General features: G+C 65.1%; 15 protein-coding genes and 1 pseudogene. 9 read left to right on the top strand and 7 right to left on the bottom strand.

Annotated features, from left to right (window positions below):
* Positions 1-116: 116 nt before the first annotated feature.
* A complete protein-coding gene (gene pncA, locus X743_RS156945; protein WP_023765490.1) occupies positions 117-731 on the bottom strand; it encodes a bifunctional nicotinamidase/pyrazinamidase in 615 nt (204 codons plus the stop codon).
* A 258-nt stretch (positions 732-989) separates the two neighbouring features.
* Here pncA and X743_RS156950 point away from each other — a divergent pair, with 258 nt between their 5' ends.
* Genes X743_RS156950 through X743_RS156975 form a run of 6 tightly spaced genes read left to right on the top strand, consistent with a single transcriptional unit; the run spans position 990 to position 8,120 of the window.
* On the top strand, positions 990-1,844 hold the full coding sequence (locus tag X743_RS156950) for a xanthine dehydrogenase family protein subunit M (RefSeq protein ID WP_023765489.1): 855 nt from the start codon (positions 990-992) through the stop codon (positions 1,842-1,844).
* Complete coding sequence (locus X743_RS156955) at positions 1,841-4,669, top strand: molybdopterin-dependent oxidoreductase (protein ID WP_023765488.1); 2,829 nt, start codon at positions 1,841-1,843, stop codon at positions 4,667-4,669. Before X743_RS156950 ends, X743_RS156955 begins: the two co-directional genes overlap by 4 nt.
* A complete protein-coding gene (locus X743_RS156960; protein ID WP_023765487.1) occupies positions 4,666-6,207 on the top strand; it encodes a hypothetical protein in 1,542 nt (513 codons plus the stop codon). The genes X743_RS156955 and X743_RS156960 overlap by 4 nt, the downstream gene beginning before the upstream one ends.
* Positions 6,207-7,091 carry a thiamine biosynthesis protein ApbE gene (locus tag X743_RS156965; RefSeq protein ID WP_023765486.1) on the top strand — a complete coding sequence of 295 codons (885 nt, stop codon included), beginning with the start codon at positions 6,207-6,209 and terminating at the stop codon, positions 7,089-7,091. The genes X743_RS156960 and X743_RS156965 overlap by 1 nt, the downstream gene beginning before the upstream one ends.
* The gene (locus tag X743_RS156970) at positions 7,084-7,668 is read left to right on the top strand and encodes an amino acid synthesis family protein (RefSeq protein WP_023765485.1); all 585 of its coding nucleotides are present in this window, start codon (positions 7,084-7,086) and stop codon (positions 7,666-7,668) included. Before X743_RS156965 ends, X743_RS156970 begins: the two co-directional genes overlap by 8 nt.
* On the top strand, positions 7,665-8,120 hold the full coding sequence (locus X743_RS156975) for a MarR family transcriptional regulator (RefSeq protein ID WP_023765484.1): 456 nt from the start codon (positions 7,665-7,667) through the stop codon (positions 8,118-8,120). Before X743_RS156970 ends, X743_RS156975 begins: the two co-directional genes overlap by 4 nt.
* 46 nt (positions 8,121-8,166) lie before the next feature.
* Here X743_RS156975 and X743_RS156980 read toward each other — a convergent pair whose 3' ends face one another.
* The 4 genes from X743_RS156980 to X743_RS156995 form a co-directional block, all read right to left on the bottom strand.
* Positions 8,167-9,168, bottom strand: coding sequence for an LLM class flavin-dependent oxidoreductase (locus X743_RS156980; RefSeq protein ID WP_023765483.1), 1,002 nt, complete (start codon positions 9,166-9,168; stop codon positions 8,167-8,169).
* Positions 9,165-9,998 (bottom strand): arylamine N-acetyltransferase, encoded by an 834-nt coding sequence (locus X743_RS156985; RefSeq protein WP_023765482.1) that lies wholly within the window; start codon positions 9,996-9,998, stop codon positions 9,165-9,167. The genes X743_RS156980 and X743_RS156985 overlap by 4 nt, the downstream gene beginning before the upstream one ends.
* 72 nt (positions 9,999-10,070) lie before the next feature.
* A complete protein-coding gene (locus tag X743_RS156990; protein ID WP_023765481.1) occupies positions 10,071-11,240 on the bottom strand; it encodes an AI-2E family transporter in 1,170 nt (389 codons plus the stop codon).
* Positions 11,241-11,363: 123 nt separating this feature from the next.
* Entirely contained in the window at positions 11,364-12,425 is a 1,062-nt protein-coding gene (locus tag X743_RS156995; protein WP_023765480.1) for an LLM class flavin-dependent oxidoreductase, read from the bottom strand.
* A 220-nt stretch (positions 12,426-12,645) separates the two neighbouring features.
* Between X743_RS156995 and X743_RS157000 the strand changes: the two genes are divergently transcribed.
* On the top strand, positions 12,646-13,074 hold the full coding sequence (locus X743_RS157000; RefSeq protein ID WP_023765479.1) for a DUF6481 family protein: 429 nt from the start codon (positions 12,646-12,648) through the stop codon (positions 13,072-13,074).
* 172 nt (positions 13,075-13,246) lie between these two features.
* On the opposite strand, the gene sugE is transcribed toward X743_RS157000, so the two are convergent.
* Complete coding sequence (sugE, locus tag X743_RS157005; RefSeq protein ID WP_023765478.1) at positions 13,247-13,561, bottom strand: quaternary ammonium compound efflux SMR transporter SugE; 315 nt, start codon at positions 13,559-13,561, stop codon at positions 13,247-13,249.
* A 210-nt stretch (positions 13,562-13,771) separates the two neighbouring features.
* Positions 13,772-13,897 (bottom strand): hypothetical protein, encoded by a 126-nt coding sequence (locus X743_RS1000000173935; RefSeq protein ID WP_013891842.1) that lies wholly within the window; start codon positions 13,895-13,897, stop codon positions 13,772-13,774.
* A 212-nt stretch (positions 13,898-14,109) separates the two neighbouring features.
* Between X743_RS1000000173935 and X743_RS157010 the strand changes: the two genes are divergently transcribed.
* Both X743_RS157010 and X743_RS01000000168895 read left to right on the top strand, forming a co-directional pair.
* Positions 14,110-14,919: a transglutaminase family protein gene (locus X743_RS157010; RefSeq protein WP_023765477.1), complete on the top strand. Its 810-nt coding sequence runs from the start codon at positions 14,110-14,112 to the stop codon at positions 14,917-14,919.
* 122 nt (positions 14,920-15,041) lie between these two features.
* Positions 15,042-15,930: pseudogene (locus X743_RS01000000168895) on the top strand (cation diffusion facilitator family transporter).
* The last annotated feature ends 47 nt before the right edge of the window (positions 15,931-15,977 follow it).

Below are 15,977 nucleotides of genomic sequence, written 5' to 3'. Positions count from 1 at the left end.
GAGAAGCGCCAACGCCAGCGGCCTCCTCTCCCCTCGGGGAGAGGTCGGATTGCCCCGAATTGCCCTTCGCAATTCGGTTGGCAATCCGGGTGAGGGGGTTCTTTCCCAAAGGCCTTTCAGTCCGACAACTGGTCTTCAAGCGTCACGCCGGCGTCGCGCATGCGCTGCAGCATGGCATCAAGCGATCCGTTGAGATCGATGCCGCGGCAGGCGTCGAGCCGGACCGTGGTCTTGAAGCCATGGCTGACGGCGTCGAGCGCCGAAAAGCCGACGCAGAAATCGGTCGCCAGCCCGACCAGGGTCAGCGTGTCGATGCCGCGTTCCCTGAGATAGCCGGCGAGGCCGGTCGGCGTCTTGTGGTCGTTCTCGAAGAAGGCCGAGTAACTGTCGATGGCGGGGCGAAATCCCTTGCGGATGACAAGCTCGGCCTTGGTCCAGGCGAGGCCGGAGTGAAAGTCCGAGCCGAGGCTGCCCTGGATGCAATGGTCCGGCCACAAAGTCTGCTGGCCGTACGGCATCTCGATCACGGTGAAAGGCTGCGCGCCCGGATGGCTGGAGGCAAAGCTCGAATGGCCGGCGGGATGCCAGTCCTGCGTCAGCACGACATGGTCGGCATGCCGTATCATATCGTTGACCAGCGGCACGATCTCGTCGCCGCCGGCAACCGCCAGCGCGCCGCCGGGGCAAAAGTCGTTCTGCAGGTCGATGACAACAAGCGCTTCGTCGGCCATGGGGCTTTCCTCTTCCGTATGCAGGCTCCAGTGGAAAATGCCGCTGACGCGACCGGAGGCAGAAACTTGACCAGATGGCCGCCTGCGTCAACCTCTGGAAGCGTAACAAATGCGTGGAGGCGGAGCCGCCCCAAACTCCGGCTTTGACAATTCCTGCCGGCTTGATATCATTTGCATACGAATGAATTTCCCGGCCCCTGCGCTGGAAGGATCTTCGAAGTACCAGCTCTGGAAGGCCTCTTTTCGGGAAGGCAAAGCGTGATCCGTTACGCGAAACCCACCACGGTCGACGAGGCGCTCGCTTTGCTTGGCGAGGGCGCCTGGCGCATTCTTGCCGGCGGCACGGATTTCTATCCGGCACAGGGCAACAAGCCGTTCCGCGACAATGTCCTCGACATAAACGGCCTGACGGCGCTGCGCGGTATTGCCGAGACGGATGGCCACTTTGTCATCGGCGCGCGCACGACATGGACCGACATCATCCGCCATCCCTTGCCGCCAGCCTTCGATGCACTGAAACAGGCAGCGCGCGAGGTCGGCTCGCTGCAGATCCAGAACGTCGCTTCGGTCGCCGGCAATCTCTGCAATGCCTCGCCGGCGGCCGACGGCGTGCCGGGCCTGCTTGTCCTCGATGCCGAGGTCGAGCTGCGCTCGGCGGCGGTGACGCGCCATCTGCCCTTGCCGGATTTCATTCTCGGCAACCGCCGCACGGCCCTGCAGCCGGGCGAAATGGTCATGGCCATCCGCGTGCCGAAGCCTGCGGGTACGTCCGCCTTCGTCAAGCTCGGTGCGCGGCGCTACCTCGTCATTTCCATCGCCATGGTGGCGGCGCGCCTGGTCATGGAGGCCGGCATTGTCACGGACGCGGGGATAGCCGTCGGCTCGTGCTCAGCCGTCGCCAAGCGCCTTACCGGTATCGAGGCGGCGTTGCGTGGGCTGGCAGCGGATGGCGGGCTCGCCGATGCGGTCCAAGCCGCGCCAATGGCCGAGCTGTCGCCGATCGCCGATGTGCGCGGCAGTGCCGAGTACCGGCTCGACGCGGTGCGCGAAATCGTTGTCCGCGCCGTGCTGGCCGCCGCCGGACCGATGAACGACCACATGGTGGCGGCATGAGCCAGGTTCTGCCTGAAATGAACGGAGCTCCGCCCGATCTGGGTGGCGTTCCGCTTGGCCTTGAACGCGCCGACATCGCCTTCGCGGTCAACGGTGCCGCCGTCTCGGTCAACGTGCCGCCGCTGCGCCGGCTGTCGCAGGTTTTGCGTGACGAATTGCAGCTGACCGGCACCAAGGTCGGCTGCGACGCCGGCGACTGCGGCGCCTGCACGGTGCTGGTCGACGGCGATCCCGTCTGCGCCTGCCTGATGTCGGCGGCCTCCGCCGCCGGGGCATCGGTGACAACGGTCGAAGGCCTCGCCAATGGCCGGCTGTCGGCGTTGCAGGCCTCATTCCTCGCCCATGGCGCGGCGCAATGCGGCATCTGCACTCCGGCGCTGCTGATCGCGGCGACGGCGCTCCTGGACAAAAAGGCGAGCCCAACCGAGATCGAAGTGCAGGACGCGCTCGGCGGCATTCTGTGTCGTTGCACCGGTTATCGGAAGATCATCGCGGCGGTGATGGATGCCTCCTTGCAGCCGGCAAGCCTGGATTTCCGCCTGCCTCAGTCCGGCCACGCCATTGGCTCCTCCCCGATCCGGCTCGATGGCGTGCCGAAAGTCACCGGGGCTGAGAAATTCGGCGGCGATGCCTTCCCCGCCGATGCGCTTGCCGTGCTGGTGGTCCGCTCGCCACATTATCACGCCAGCTTTGCTTTCGGCGATCTTGATGGCTGGGTGAAGAAGCATCCCGGCATCGCCGGCGTGTTCACGGCGGCCGATATTCCGGGAAAAAACTGTTTCGGCGTTATCGGCCCATTTGCCGACCAGCCGGCGCTGGCCGACGGATTTGCGCGGCTTCGCGGCGAGGCGGTGGCGCTGGTCGCCGGCGAACGTGAGGCGATGCTCGATCTCGATTTGGCGGATTTTCCGGTCCGCTGGACCGAACTGCCGCATTTTCTGCAGCCTGGCGAAGCGCAGGCCGGAGGTGCTGCGTTAATTCATGAACACCGCCCGGCCAACCTTTTGACCAAGGGCTTCGTCGAACGCGGCGACCCCGAGGCAGCGCTTGCCAGTGCCGCCGTCACTGTTTCCGGCGCGATCGAAACCTCCTATGTCGAGCACGCCTATATCGAGCCCGAAGCCGGCCATGCCCATATGGATGGCGACACGCTGGTCGTCGTCGCCTGCACCCAGGCGCCCTACATGGACCGCGACGAGACGGCGAGGGTGCTCGGCCTTGCCGTCGACAAGGTGCGCATCGTGCCGACGGCGACCGGCGGCGGTTTCGGCTCGAAACTCGATGTCTCGCTGCAGCCGCTGATCGGCCTGGTGGCGTTGAAAACCGGCCGGCCGGCGGCGCTGGCCTACACACGCAACGAATCGATGATTTCGACCACCAAGCGTCATCCCGCTGAGATGAAGGCGACCATCGGCGCCAATGCCGACGGCTATGTCACCGGCATGATTTTTTCAGGCGATTTCAACACCGGCGCCTATGCAAGTTGGGGCCCGACCGTCGCCAACCGCGTGCCGGTGCATGCCTCCGGCCCCTATGCGACGCCGAACTACCGCGCGGAAGGCAGAGCCATCCATACGCATGGGCCGATCTCGGGTGCCTTCCGCGGCTTCGGCGTGCCGCAGGCGACGATCATGCAGGAGACGCTCTATGACGAACTGGCTGGCAGGCTCGGTATCGACCGGCTCGATTTTCGCTTGAAGAACTGCCTTCGGAACGGCTCCGAAACGGTTACGGGGCAGAGGCTGGAGTCCGGCGTCGGCATTGCCGAGTGCCTGGAGTCGCTCCGTCCGCATTGGGCACGTGCGACGGCGGATGCGGATGCCTTCAACAGCGCCAGCGTGGACAGAAAACGCGGTGTTGGCGTGGCTTCGTGCTGGTATGGCTGCGGTAACACCTCGCTGCCCAATCCCTCGACCATCAAGGTAGGCATCTCGCCATCGGGCGACGTCATCCTGCACCAGGGCGCCGTCGATATCGGCCAGGGTTCCAACACCGTCATCGCCCAGATCTGCGCCGACGCGCTTGGCCTGCCGCTGGACAAATTCCGGCTGAAGGGCGCCGATACGGGCATCAGCCCGGACGCTGGCAAGACGTCCGCGTCGCGCCAGACTTTCGTCACCGGAAAGGCGGTCGAGAAGGCAGGGCGGGCCTTGCGCGAAAAGATCCTGCGTTTTGCCAATGTTTCCGAAAAAGCCTCCATGCAGCTCGATGGCGTGGCAATCGTCATCCGCGAGGGCGAGGCCACGCGCCGTATCGATCTCGCCTCGCTCGATGTGGACGCCGATGGCTTCGTCTTCCGCGCCGAGGAGACCTACGATCCGCCGACGCTGCCGCTGGACGCCAAGGGCCAGGGCAAACCCTACGCCGTCTACGGCTATGGCGCGCAGATCGCCGAGTTGGAAGTCGATCTCAAGCTCGGCACCGTGAAGCTGATCAAGATCACCGCCGCGCACGATGTCGGCAAGGCGATCAACCCGCTGCTGGTCGAGGGCCAGATCGAAGGCGGTATCGCGCAAGGCATCGGCATGGCGCTGATGGAAGAATATATCCCGGGGCGCACCGAAAACCTGCACGACTATCTGATCCCGACCATTGGCGACGTGCCGCCGATCGAGACCATCCTGGTCGAGGTTCCCGATCCCGAGGGGCCATTCGGCGCCAAGGGCCTGGGCGAGCACGTGCTGATCCCGACGGCGCCGGCGATCCTCAACGCCATCCGCCACGCCACCGGCGTCCTGGTCACCAAGGTCCCGGCGACGCCGACGCGTATCCGCGCCGGCATCCGCGAAAAAGATGGCATCCGCGAACAGGAGGCACGCCGATGAGCGAGCTTGCCGAGCGCTTCGAGACCCATGATCCCGGCGAGAAGCTGGTGGCGGAGAAGATCCGCTGCGATGCCTGCCCGGTGATGTGCTATATCGCCGACGGCCGCACCGGCGCCTGCGACCGCTACGGCAATGTCGGCGGCCGCATCGTGCGCATGGACCCGCTGACCATCCTCGACCATGCGGCGGAGACCGGCGCCACGATGGTGCCTTTCGTCGCCGAGGGCAAAGCGTGGGATGGCGAGTTGGTCAACACCGGCCGCCGCTTCGTCACGGCAATAGGCGCCGGCACCACCTATCCCGACTACAAGCCGGCCCCGTTCATCGTCAGCCAGGAGGTCGAGGGCGTCGATCTGGTGACCGTCGTCACCGAAGGCATCTTCTCCTATTGCGGCGTCAAGGTGAAGATCGACACCGACCGTCATCTCGGACCCGAAACGGCTGTCGTGCGCTCGCAAGGCGAGGCGATCGGCCATGTCACCACGGGCGAGTACGGCTCGCAGATGCTGTCGTTGGGCGGCGTGCATCATTTGACCGGCGGCTCCAAGGCGGAGGGCCGCGCCACCTGCGACGCACTGCTCGATTTGTGCAACCGCAAGCCGGTGGAACTCGGCATCGACGGCGGCGCCACCATTGTCGTCGAAGCCGGCAAACCACCTGTCATCGACGGCAAGCAGGAACACCGCATGCGCGTCGGCTGCGGCTCGGCCACCATCGGCATGTTCGCCACGCAATGGCGCGGGCTGGTCGACGAGGTGGTGGTGGTCGACGACCACATCACCGGCGTGGTCTCCGAGCATCAGGCCGGCAAGGTGCTGGGCTGGCAGGATACGGGCATCAAGATCATCGGCCGCCGTTCGACGCCGGGGCGCTATTTCAAGGTCTCCGAACCCGGCCTCGGCTGGGGCGGCACCTCGATTTCCGACCCGCTGTCGATCCTTGGCGAATGGAACGCCAGGAAGGGCGCGCGGCCCGGCCTGTCGCTGCTGATGGTTTCGACCACCGGCGAGCAGTTCGCCTATTACGAGCTCGATGACGAATTGAAGCCGGTCGAAAAGCCGTTTCCGGAACGGTTGCAGAAGTCGGTCGGTCTGATCGAGGACAATTGCGAGCCGGCTTTGTGCACCGTGCTGTTCATCGGCGGCGCCGGCGGCTCGCTGCGCGCCGGCGTCACCGAAAACCCGGTCAATCTTACCCGTTCGGTGCAAGGGCTGAAGACCTATGTCACGGTCGGCGGCGCGCCGGTCTATGTCTGGCCGGGAGGCGGCATCACGCTGATGGTCGATGTCACGCGGGTTCCGGAAGGCGCCTTCGGCTATGTGCCGACACCGGCGCTGGTGGCGCCGATCGAATTCACCTTGCGCCGCGACGACTACATCAAGCTGGGCGGCTACGAGGCCGAAATCCGCAGTGTCCACGACATCGTTGCCAAGGGCGGCGAATACCTCAATGCGCGCCGCGGTACCAGCGCGCCGGGCGGCAATCCGTGGCCGCCGCTGGCGCAATTGCACCGTGTGCCCGCGAACGGGGCCGGGTGATGCAAGGCCCGCAGGTCCGGTGGCTGCAGGACGGCAAGCGGCTGCACCTCAACCATGGGCCGATCGACCTGATCGTCGAGGCCTTTGGCGAGGCGCATGAGTGCCGTGCCGCCTATGAGCAAGCCGTGGCGCGCTTCCAGACGATCCTGATCGAGTTGGTCAAGGAGCTTCCCGAATTGCGGCTGCCGGCATTCTTCCTGGCGCCGCGCGCCTTTGACGGCCAGACGGCGCGTCGCATGGAGGCGGCCGTCATCCCGTTGGCGGAATGCTTCATCACGCCGATGGCCGCCGTTGCCGGGTCGGTAGCCGACGAAATGCTCGCCGCGCTGCTTGCGGGTCGCAAGCTCGATCGCGCCTATGTCAATAATGGCGGCGACAGCGCACTCCATATCGGCAACGGCCTTTCGATGAACCTGGCGATCGCCGGCACGGGCCACGACATGGCCGACCGGATCATGATCCGTGCGCAGGATGGTGTGCGCGGCGTTGCAACCAGCGGCTGGCGTGGCCGCTCCTTCTCGCTTGGCATTGCCGACGCCGTGACCGTGCTGGCGCGGACAGGCGCCGAGGCCGACGCGGCGGCGACGCTCATCGCCAACGCGGTGGACCTGCCCGGCAACCCCGCCATCAAGCGCATTCCCGCAAGCGAACTGTCCCCCGACAGCGATCTCGGCGCGCGGCTGGTGACACAAAGCGTCGGCACGCTTGCGCCTGGCGAAGTGGCGCGGGCGCTGGACAACGGCCTTGCTGTCGCCGAAGATTTTCGCCGGCGCGGCCTGATCGCCGGATCGGCGCTGTTTCTTGGCGGTGAGGCCCGCGTCAGTGGCTCCGTTGCGCTTGCGGCGCCCAACAAGAATTCGAGGGAGGAAGTTGCGCATGCCTGAGTTTCCGATCCGCAAGATCGCTGTCCTGACCGAAGAGATCTTTCACGAGGGCGGACCGGCGGCCAAGGTGCCGCGCCGGCGCGCAGCCGCCATGGCGCTGGTGAAAAATCCGTTCGCCGGGCGCTATGCCGAGGAGCTGCAGAGCGCCATGGACGATCTGAAACCGCTCGGCCTGCTGCTCGCCGACCGGCTGATCGCAGCGCTCGGTGGCGACGTCAAGCAGATCGACGGCTACGGCAAGGGCGCCATTGTCGGCATAGCGGGCGAGCTCGAGCACGGCGCGCTCTGGCATGTGCCTGGCGGCTATGCGATGCGCGAACGGTTGGGCGACGCCAAGGCGATCGTGCCGTCGGCCAAGAAGGTCGGCGCTTTCGGCTCGAAGCTCGACGTGCCGCTCGGCCACATCAACGCAGCCTATGTGCGCAGCCATTTCGACGCCATGGAGGTCGGCATCAGCGACGGCCCGCGCCCCGATGAGATCCTGTTCTGCCTGGCCATGACTTGCGGCCCGCGCATCCATAATCGCATGGGTGGGCTGGCGGCCGACGACATCAAGGCATGGGACGGCTTGCGGTGAGCGGCGAGGACAATCTGCTCAAGCTGGTCGAGGTCGAGACGCCGGAGGATTACCTCCTGCAGGAGCAGGTCGGCTTCATCCTGCGCAAGGCGCATCAGCGCCATGTCTCGATCTTCGCCGCGCATATCGGCGACCTGACGCCGCCGCAATTCGCCGCGCTCGCCAAGCTGCGCGACGTCGGCGAAACCTCGCAGAACCAGCTCGGCACGCTGATCGCCATGGATGCGGCGACGGTGAAGGGCGTCATCGACCGGCTGAAGGCGCGCGGCCTGGTCGAGCTTTCCAAGCATGAGGTCGACAAAAGGCGGCTGCTGGTCAACCTGACCGCCGAAGGGCGCGAAGCGATCGAACGGCTGATTCCGCTGGCGCGCGAAATCACCGCGGAAACCCTGGCGCCACTGTCGGCCAAGGAGGCCGCTACCTTCATGAGGCTGCTGGTCAAGCTGGCGTAAGGCTGCGCTGCCCCGTTTCTTTCGGACGATCCCGTGCCATGCCGCCTCAGGCGGCCCGCGACAGCGATTTGTGGGCCTCCGCCAAAATCTCGAACGACCGCACCCGGGCGGCATGATCCGATATCTGCGCGGTGACCATCAGCTCGTCGGCGCCGGTGCGGCGCACGAACGCATCGATGCCCTGGCGGACCGTTTCGGGAGAGCCGACGACGGCGCAGGACAGCGCCTGGCCAAGCATCGTCTTGGCCATCGGGTCGAGGTCGCGATCGTAATTCTCGACCGGCGGCGGCAATCTGCCGGGCCGGCCGGTGCGCAGGTTGACGAAAGCCTGCTGCAGCGAGGTGAACAGCAATCGCGCCTCGGCATCGGTGGGTGCCGCAAAGACATTGAGGCCGAGCATGACATGCGGCTTGTCGAGCTGTTCCGACGGCTGGAAGCGCGAGCGGTAGATGTCGAGCGCGTGGTCGAGCTCGGCCGGCGCGAAATGCGAGGCGAAGGCATAAGGCAGGCCGAGCATAGCGGCGAGCTGCGCGCCATAGAGGCTGGAGCCGAGGATCCACACCGGCACGGTCTGGCCCTCGCCGGGCACGGCCCTGAGACGCTGGCCTTCCTCGGCCGGCAGGAAATAGCCCATCAGTTCGACGACATCCTGCGGGAAATTGTCGACGCCGGCTTCGAGGTTGCGGCGCAAGGCGCGCGCGGTGTTCATGTCGGTGCCGGGCGCGCGGCCGAGGCCGAGATCGATGCGGCCGGGAAACAGGGCGGCCAGCGTGCCGAACTGCTCGGCAATCACCAGCGGCGCATGGTTGGGCAGCATGATGCCGCCCGCGCCGACACGAATGGTCCTGGTGCCGCCGGCGACATGGGCGATAACCACGGCCGTCGCGGCACTGGCGATGCCCGGCATGTTGTGATGCTCGGCCAGCCAGTAGCGCTTGTAGCCCAACCGCTCGGCATGGCGGGCGAGATCGAGCGAATTGGCCAGCGACTGCGAGGCATCGCTGCCTTCGACGATCGGCGACAGGTCGAGAACGGACAGTTCGGTCATGCGTTGGTCTCCAATATCTTCTTCTCGCGCACCCTGGCCTCGAAGCCGGCACGGTCTGGAATGATGGTGCCGAGCTGGCCTTCCAGCGTGTCGGCGAGTTCGGCGGCAGTGGCTATGTCCTTCTGCTCGGTGCGGCCGCCGATGTGGTGGATCGACAGCCGATTGCCGCGCAACGCGTAGCGTCGGTCGGGCGCGGCGCGCGCCGCCAGGACAGAGGTGAGGAAATGCGATATCGGGTTGGTCGACAGGAAGTAGCTGGCGACGGAATAGTCGACCTCGTATTGCGGCTGCAGGTCGAAGCGGTAAAGCGAGCGCCAATCGCCGCCGATGGCGGCCTGCAGGCGGAAATGATCGTCAGCCGCGACGATGCGGAAGGTCTCGTGCGGGGTTTTCTGTTCCGTGCCGGGGTCCAGCAGCAGCGGTGCGGTCAGGGTCAGGCCGCCGAAGCCGACGTCGGCGATATAGGTCCGGCCATCGAGTTCGACGCGCAGCAGCATGTGGCTGCGCGCCGTGATGGCGTCTTCCGCCTGCCCCCAAAGCACGCGCGCGGCAAGGCCGCCAACCTCGAAGCCAAGCGCTTTCAGCGCATGCATGAAGAGAAGGTTGTGCTCGAAACAATAACCGCCGCGCCCGCCAGCGACGATCTTGTCCTGCAGCGCGGCAAGGTCGAGCCTGACCGGGCGGCCGAGAAACGGATCGATGTTCTCGAAGGGGATTGCCTGCGGGTGCAGGAAGTGAAGCGCCTTCAGCGTATCCACCGAAGCATCCCTGGAACCGGCATAGCCGATGCGGGCGAAATAGGCGTCGAGGTCGAGGGGAGCATCGCTCATCGGGAAGGGCACCGGGCATTGATCGGCCGGATATAGGCATTCGATCCCGGCGCCGCAAACACGGCCAGCCGTTCATGCCGAAGCCTTGCCGTCCTCCTCGGCTGGTTCCTCTTCCACCACGGCGGTGTGCTGCGCGGCGAGAAAATTGCCGACATGGCTGAGCCCGTCGAAATGGTCGCAGAACACCTTGATGACGACCAGCAACGGCACCGCCATCAGGGCGCCGACGAAACCCCACAGCCACGACCAGAAGGCGATGGCGATGAAGATCGCCACGGCGTTGATCTCGAGGCGTCGGCCAACCACCATCGGCGTCACGAACTGGCCTTCGACGACGTCGCACAAAAGCACGAAGGCGGGTGCCAACAGCGCGTAGGAAATGGTGTCGAAGCTGATCAGCGCAATCACCGCGACCAGCACGATGGTCAAGAGCGCCCCGACATAGGGCAGGAAGTTGAACAGGGCGGCGGCCACGCCCCAGACCAGCGGGTTGGGCACGCCGAGCGCCCACAGGCCAAGGCCGATGACCGTACCGAGGCCGGCATTGATGACGGTGACGGTGAGCAGATAGTGCGAGATTTCGCGCTCGACGTCATAGACCACGCGCAGCGCCCGCTTCTTCTCGCTGAGGCTGGCGAAAGACTGGATGATCTTCTCGTAGAACATCGTTCCCGAGGCGAGCAGGAACAGCGACAGCACGAAGATGATGGTGAGGCTGGTTCCCGCCGACAGGATGTTGCTGGCGGCCGCCGACAGGATACCGGACTGCGCCACCGCGACTTTTTGGATGCCGGACTCCTGCGAGGTCTCGGTCAGCTGCTCGATCTGATGCGAAATCTGCATGATCTTTTCCAGCGGGCGCCGCAATTGCGCCAGCCGCTCGGTAAGCTGCTGACCGATCGACGAGGAGTTGTTGATGAGGTCGATGACCGGGCTGGAGAGCAGGTAGCCGGCGCTGGCGAAGACGCAGATCGACAGCAGCACCAGAAGGGTCGCCGAGGCCACTTCGGGAATGCCGCGCTTGCGCAGTATCCGCACGATCGGGGTGAGCGTCAGGGCGAGCAGAAAAGCCAGGATGACCGGCATGAAGAAGGCGCGAGCGAAGTAGAGCGCGTAGATGGCCATGAACAGGAAAATGCCGACCAGCAGCGATCGCATCAGATGCGTGTCGGCGCGCGCCTCGACGCGCGGATCCGGCTCGTCGGCGGCGCCTGCGCCCAAGGCAGCGGGTTCGGTTTTCATGGTCACCCTCGAGCCGTCCACCTCTCCGCGGCCGGCAATTGCCTGCAGGAAACGCGAAGTTCAGGCTGTAGGTTCCATGAGCCGGCTTTGCGAACGGGCGTGGCTGGCGAGCCCGCCCGCCGCTCAGGCGGCGGGTGTTGCCACTACCGGCGCGGACTTCGCGGTTTCCTTGCGCACGATCGGCGCCACCCTGGTGCCGTAGAGTTCGATCGCCTTCATGATCTTGGCATGCGGCATGGTGCCGATCGCCATCTGCAACAGGAAGCGGTCATTGTTGAAGATCCTGTGCTGGGCGACGATCTTTTCGGCGACCTGCTCGGGATTGCCGACGAACAGGGCGCCATTCGGGCCGCGCGACTGGTCGAAATGCGCCCGCGATGTCGGGCCCCAGCCGCGCTCGCGGCCGATGCGGTTCATCACCTCGGCTTGCGGCCCGTAGAAATCGTCGGCGGCCTGCTCGGTCGTCTCGGCGATGAAGCCGTGCACGTTGATGCTGGTGGCGAGGCCCGCCGGGTCGCTGCCGGCGCGTTTGGCCGCCTCGCGGTAGAGGTCCAGCAGCGGCGCGAAGCGTGCCGGCTCGCCGCCGATGATGGCGAGCGCCAGCGGCAGGCCGAGCGCGCCCGCGCGCGCCGCCGATTGCGGCGTGCCGCCAATAGCGATCCAGACCGGCAACCTGTCCTGGAACGGCCGGGGATAGACGCCGCGATCGTTGATCGGCGGGCGCAGATTGCCGGACCAGGTGACTTTCACCTGGTCGCGGATGGCAAGCAGCAGATCGAGCTTTTCGGCGAACAGCTCGTCATAGTCCTCGAGATTGTAGCCGAACAGCGGGAAGGACTCGATGAACGAGCCGCGTCCGGCCATGATCTCGGCACGACCGCCGGAGAGAAGGTCGAGCGTGGCGAACTGCTGGAAGACGCGAACCGGATCGTCGGAGGAGAGCACGGTGACCGCACTGGTCAGCCTGATGCGCTTGGAGCGCTCGGCGGCGGCCGCCAGCGCCACGACCGGTGCCGAGGCCGCATAGTCGGGCCGGTGATGCTCGCCGAGACCAAAGACGTCGAGACCGACCTGGTCGGCCAGTTCGACCTCCTCGATCAGGTTGCGCAATCGCTCATGCGGGCCGATGGCGCCCGGGCCGGGCTGCGGGCTGACGTCGGCAAAGGTGTAGAGACCGAGTTCCATCTGATGTCATCCTGGTGTTGGGTTTTGCGGCTAGACCTAGCGAGTGCCTGGCCCCGCCGCCAGAGGCTCGGACAGTGAACAGTGCATGTCGTTTTGCAAGGAAAAGGCGTCTCCCGTGCGCAACAGCACAGAATTTCATGGCTGGCATACCGTTTTGGCGCTTGAACTCTCGCTATTCGCGCGTATGTAAGCCTCGCGAATTGACTTCAGGGAAGTGGACTTGGCTATCTACAGGGAAAAAGACATTTTCGAGCGGCGCAATGCCGCGAACGAGGCAAAGAAGGCGCTTTTGGAGCGCTTCAAGTCAAAGCCGGCGGCGGATGATCCTGCAGTGCTGGCACGACAGGCCGAACGCAAGGCAATCCTCGAGGCTCGCGAAATACGCGAAGCTGAAAAGGCCAGGCTGAAGCAGGAAAAGCTGGCACGCGAAGCGGTCGAGAAGGCCGAGCGCGAGGCAGCGGCCGAAGCGGCGCGCATTGCAGCCGAAGAGGCGGCACAGGCTGAAGCGAAGATCAAGGAAGCCGAAGAGAACGAGCGCATCGCCCGTTTGCTGGCCGACGAAGCCGAACGCAAGGCGAAACGCGACGCACGCTATGCGGCGCGCAAGCAGCGTACCGGCAGAACGCCGCCAGGCTTTTCGGCTCGCTAACGCCTTAGCGACCAAGCTTCGAATTCAGGATCAGGGTCGCCTCGCAGCGGCCCTGAATGCGTTGTTGTGAAAGCAACGCTTTTGAGCCCGTCAGGGGCAGGTTATCCCAAAGGCTGCCTCCCTCGCGGGCCCGCACCCTCGGGCCAAGTCGATGGGAGGCACTTGGACTCGATCAGGCCGCGAACTTCAGCCCCATGATGCCGCAGACGATCAAGGCGATGCAGGCGAGCCTGATCGCCGTGGCGGGCTCGCCGAGCAGCCAGATGCCGAGCAGCGCCGTGCCGACGGTGCCGATGCCGGTCCACACCGCATAGGCCGTGCCGACAGGCAGCGCCTTCAGCGCCAGGCCGAGCAGGGTAAGGCTGACGACCATCGACGCGACCGTGAGCACCGTCGGAACGAGCCTGGTGAATCCATCGGTGTATTTGAGGCCTATCGCCCAACCGATTTCGAACAGGCCGGCGAAAAACAGAAAAATCCACGACATCGCAACGCTCCATCCAGCATCGGGCCGGAACGGGACCCGATCCCGAGATGCTCGATAAATGATGGGCGGGTCGTCCCGACCGGATTTTGGGGAGGCGCGGGGTCGTCCCCGCGCCGGCAATATAGGGTCGTCCAAACGTCCGATCAACGCTCGCCGGCGGCATTGTCCGATGCCGCCGGTCAAATCCCGCCGAGCGGGATGTGCCGAAGCCTACTTTTCCTTGATGCGCATCGCCTTGACCGGCGGCGCCTTCAGGGCGGGAGCGGGAGCGGGCTTCTTGGCATCCTTCTTCGGTTTGCGGGCTTCCTTGCCTGCCTTCATCGCACCTTTAGCCATGATTCGTTCCTCCAATTGCGGGAAGCCAAGTGAAACAAGAGAAACGCTTTGCCGCAAGGGCCTTGAGTCGGTCGCGACCGCCGGCTGGCCGCTTTCAACCGCTTTCTAATTTGCTCGTAAACCATGGCGGTCCGTGCCATGGTCATCTTCGCACTGCAGCATCGATCCGCGCTTTCGCTGGATGATTGCCAGGCAGGCCGGTCAGGACGACGATGCGAATTCACATCGGCTGCGAGATGAGCTTCGACTTTCCGCAGGAAACGCCGCTCATCGCGATGCTCAATGTCCACTACTCCCGTGCCTCCGATCTCGAACGCCCGGATTTCCTGACGTCCAACCCGCCAGTGCCGATCGAGAGCTATCGCGACAGTTTCGGCAATTGGTGCAACCGCTTCGTCGCGCCGCCCGGGCGTTTTACCTTCGGTACCGATGCGGTGATCCGCGATCCCGGTACATTCGAGATGAGCGAGCTGATGGCCTGGCAGCACGAGGTGCGCGACCTGCCGGCGGAGACGCTGCTGTTCCTGCTGCCCAGCCGGTTTTGCGAGAGCGACCTTTTGGCTGATGACGCCTGGCGGCTGTTCGGCCATACGCCATCAGGCATCCCGCGCGTGCAGGCGGTGTGCGATTTCGTCCACAATCACATCGTCTTCAACTATGGCAATGCACGGCCGACGCGCACAGCCGCCGAAGCCTATCGCGAGCAGAGCGGCGTATGCCGCGACTTCGCGCACCTTGCCGTCACCTTCTGCCGGGCGCTCAACATCCCGACGCGCTATTGCACCGGCTATATCAGCGACATCGGCATGCCGAAGCCTTGGGCGAGCATGGATTTCTGCGCCTGGATGGAGGTCTATCTCGGCGGCCGCTGGCACGCTTTCGATCCACGCAACAACGCGCCGCGCATCGGCCGCATCCTGATCGCCTCCGGCCGCGACGCGGCGGACGTGCCACTGACCCATATTTTCGGACCGGGCTTGCTTGCCGGCTTCAGGGTGTGGACCGACGAGATCGTCGAATAGAAGGTTTTCCAACCTCAAGCCTTCAATGACCTGAACGACCGGGCCGGTTCGCGCGTTGTGCTGCCTGTGGAGCTTCGGCGGCGGGGCAGCTACGATGGGTATCCCGAAGGAGACAGCATTGCATGGCCGGGCATGGCGGCTCGAAAACGGTTATCTATGCGGCGCTGGCGGGCAATCTCGCCATCGCGCTGACCAAATTCGCCGCCGCCTTCTTCACCGGCAGTTCGGCGATGCTGTCGGAGGGCGTGCACTCGCTGGTCGACACCGGCAATGGCAGCCTGCTGCTCTATGGCATGCATCGTGCCGCGCGTCCGGCCGACCGCACGCATCCGCTGGGCCACGGCCGCGAACTCTATTTCTGGAGCTTCATCGTCGCTCTCCTGGTCTTCGCGCTGGGTGCCGGCGTGTCGTTCTACGAGGGCATCATCCACATCATGGCGCCGGAACCGGTTGCCAACGTCAGGGTGAACTACATCGTCCTTGGCCTGTCCTTCCTGTTCGAAGGCAGCTCCTGGCTGGTGGCGCTGAAGGAATTTCGCCGGCAGAAGAGCAAGGGGGAAGGCTGGCTGCAAGCGGTGCAATCGAGCAAGGATCCGAGCGTCTACACCGTTCTGTTCGAGGACAGCGCCGCCCTGCTCGGCCTGATCGTCGCCTTTGCCGGCATCCTGGNCCGGCTTCCCGCCCGAGATCATCGACCGCATCGGCGAGCCGGCTTCACCCGAGGTGCAGAAAAGGGTGCTGGCGATCGTCCAGCAGGATCCGGCCGTACAGCGGGCGAACGGCGTTCTGACCGTCCATATGGGACCGGCAGAGATCGTCGCCGCCCTGAGCATCGAGTTCGAGGATCATCTGGCGGCGCCGGAGATCGAGGCCTGTGTCGAGCGCATCGAGGCGCGCCTGAAGGCAGAAATGCCGGAGATCACGCGGCTGTTCGTCAAGCCGCAGACCACTGGTACCTGGGAGCAGCGGCGCAAGCTGATCGGTGCCATGTCCGGCCCGGGCCTGGACTAGCAAAGCGAAGTTGCCTCGCGGGCTTGCCCCGCTAAGATTGGTCCGAA

The sequence above is a fragment of the Mesorhizobium sp. LNHC232B00 genome, assembly GCF_000502435.1.
GTDB classification, from domain to species: domain Bacteria; phylum Pseudomonadota; class Alphaproteobacteria; order Rhizobiales; family Rhizobiaceae; genus Mesorhizobium; species Mesorhizobium opportunistum.
Note: the sequence above shows the minus strand (reverse complement) of the source record. Positions and strands in the feature narration are given on the sequence as shown.

Bases quoted from the DNA above. Each gene is read 5' to 3' on its own strand.
- X743_RS156960 (WP_023765487.1), top strand. From the start codon at position 4,666: ATGAGCGAGCTTGCCGAGCGCTTCGAGACCCATGATCCCGGCGAGAAG.
- sugE (WP_023765478.1), bottom strand. From the start codon at position 13,561: ATGTCGTGGATTTTTCTGTTTTTCGCCGGCCTGTTCGAAATCGGTTGG.
- X743_RS156995 (WP_023765480.1), bottom strand. From the start codon at position 12,425: ATGGAACTCGGTCTCTACACCTTTGCCGACGTCAGCCCGCAGCCCGGC.
- X743_RS156955 (WP_023765488.1), top strand. From the start codon at position 1,841: ATGAGCCAGGTTCTGCCTGAAATGAACGGAGCTCCGCCCGATCTGGGT.
- X743_RS156990 (WP_023765481.1), bottom strand. From the start codon at position 11,240: ATGAAAACCGAACCCGCTGCCTTGGGCGCAGGCGCCGCCGACGAGCCG.
- X743_RS157010 (WP_023765477.1), top strand. From the start codon at position 14,110: ATGCGAATTCACATCGGCTGCGAGATGAGCTTCGACTTTCCGCAGGAA.
- X743_RS156965 (WP_023765486.1), top strand. From the start codon at position 6,207: ATGCAAGGCCCGCAGGTCCGGTGGCTGCAGGACGGCAAGCGGCTGCAC.
- pncA (WP_023765490.1), bottom strand. From the start codon at position 731: ATGGCCGACGAAGCGCTTGTTGTCATCGACCTGCAGAACGACTTTTGC.
- X743_RS156970 (WP_023765485.1), top strand. From the start codon at position 7,084: ATGCCTGAGTTTCCGATCCGCAAGATCGCTGTCCTGACCGAAGAGATC.
- X743_RS156980 (WP_023765483.1), bottom strand. From the start codon at position 9,168: ATGACCGAACTGTCCGTTCTCGACCTGTCGCCGATCGTCGAAGGCAGC.
- X743_RS156985 (WP_023765482.1), bottom strand. From the start codon at position 9,998: ATGAGCGATGCTCCCCTCGACCTCGACGCCTATTTCGCCCGCATCGGC.
- X743_RS1000000173935 (WP_013891842.1), bottom strand. From the start codon at position 13,897: ATGGCTAAAGGTGCGATGAAGGCAGGCAAGGAAGCCCGCAAACCGAAG.